This window comes from Burkholderia sp. MSMB1498 (assembly GCF_001526245.1).
GTDB classification, from domain to species: domain Bacteria; phylum Pseudomonadota; class Gammaproteobacteria; order Burkholderiales; family Burkholderiaceae; genus Burkholderia; species Burkholderia savannae.
In genome coordinates this window covers 1-2,021 of record NZ_LOYJ01000096.1, presented here as the reverse complement: position 1 = coordinate 2,021, position 2,021 = coordinate 1, and the positions used below count along the sequence as shown (strand labels likewise).

General features: G+C 65.0%; 1 protein-coding gene. It reads right to left on the bottom strand.

Going from position 1 to position 2,021, the window contains the following annotated elements; translation table 11 throughout:
* Nucleotides 1-272: 272 nt before the first annotated feature.
* A partial coding sequence (locus tag WS91_RS20460; RefSeq protein WP_059670887.1) for a type VI secretion system Vgr family protein occupies nucleotides 273-2,021 on the bottom strand: 1,749 nt, incomplete at its 5' end.

The window sequence follows — 2,021 nt, the reverse complement described above, 5'->3', positions numbered from 1 at the left end:
TCGAGCTGATACGACGGCTCCTGCGACAGGTTCTCGTGGACCACGAAGCTCAGTGCAACCGAATCCGGGTCCAACAGCGGACTGCGTAGTTCGATCAGACGCATATGGCCCCTCCCTCTGCCTTCGCATCCGCCGACGCACGTGCCTCGATACGGCAACGGGCATCGGTCGGCGCCGCACATTCGGGTACCGCGACGCTATCGATCCGAGCCCAAATTCGTCTCGCCGCCTCAGTCGCATAAAGCGATGATGGTGTGATATCGCGCATAGCGTCAGCTCTTCACTTGCATGCCGACCTTCTTCAGGTCGATGCCCACGTCCGAGTAGCTCGCGCCGGTGTACGAGAAGCTGAATCCCGTCACCGACACGCTGCTGCCCGTCGTCGATACGCTCGAACCCGTCGTGCTCACCGAGCTGCCGGTCGTCGACACGCTCGATCCGGTGACGCTCGTCGAGCTGCCCGTCGTCGACATCGACGTGCCCGTGATGCTCGTCGAGCTGCCCGTGTTCGACATCGACGTGCCCGTGATGCTCGTCGACGTGCCCGTCACCGACGTGCTCGTGCCCGTCATGCTGTTCGACGTGCCCGTGTACGACAGCGATACGCCGGTGATGCTCTGCGACTGGCCGGTCGTCGACATGCTGACGTCGGTCCATGACGACGAGATGCCCGTCATGCTGTTCGACACGCCCGTCACCGAGTTGCTGGAACCCACGACGCTGGTCGAAACGCCGATCATCGCGGTCGATACGCCCTTGAAGCCCGTATCGACGCCGGTGAACGACGTCGACACGCCGATGAAGCTCGTGCTCACGCCGGTAAACGATGTCGACACGCCGGTGAAGCTCGTGCTCACGCCGGTAAACGACGTGCTCACGCCGGTGAAGCTCGCCGACACGCCGGTGAAGCTCACCGACAGCCCCGTGTACGACACCGAGATGCCGGTGAAGCTGACCGAGATCCCGACGACCGACGTCGACGTGCCCTTCACCGACAGGTTCAAGTCCTGCGCGATCGACGTCGAGCTGTTGCGCTCGACCGTCTGCTGCATGTCGCGCTCCGCGTGGATCATCACGCGCTCCGCGCCGCGCTGGTCGTCGAACGTGATCTGGCTCGCGTTCTGGTAGCCGCCCGCACGCTTGATCGAACGCGACACGAGGCCCGTGTAGCGGATGTCCTTCGGCAAATCGTAAGGCGTCGGGTTTTCGCCGTTGTAGACGATCCCCGTCACGAGCGGCCGGTCGAGATCGCCGTCGACGTACGTGATCAGCACTTCCTGCCCGACCCGCGGCATCGCGATCACGCCCCAGCCCTTGCCCGCCCAAGCCTGCGACACGCGAATCCAGCACGACGCATCGGCTTCGGTCGTCTTGTAGCGGTCCCAGTGGAAGTGCACGCGGATGCGCCCGAGCTTGTCGGTGTGCACCTCCGACATCTCCGGGCCCACCACCGTCGCGCTCTGGATGCCCGGCACCTCGGGGCGCGACGTCGTCAGAAGCGGGCGGAACGGCTGGTCGTCGGCGAGCGCGCGGAACTTCACCGCGACATTACGGCCCTGCGACGTACTATCCGGTCCGTCCTGAATGAACGTCAGCTCGCTGCTCGTCACGTAGTACCGACCATTGCGCTGCGCGGCCGGATGGCCGACCAGCGTGAATGCGCGGCCCGTCGCGAGCGCGCGTGCGTTCGCCTCGCCGACGAGCACGTGCGAGTCCGCCTGGATCGCTTCGAGCCGCAGGCGCGCGAGGCGCTCGCCCTGTTCCTGCTCGCTGTAGCCGGTCGCGTAGTCGTAGTATTCGAGCGGAATCCCTTCGAGATTCGGCGGCGACACCTGCTGCGCATCGCTGTCCAGACGGTTCGACGGCGCGTGATAGTCGAAGTCGCGCAGCGCGACGTTGTTCGACTTGATCCGCCGCGTACGCTGCAAGCGCTGCACGCCTTCGCGCCCCTGGATCGCACGCGATTCTTCGCCGTCCGGAAGATATTCGAGCTCGTCGTTCGGCAGCGGCAGATCATCGAA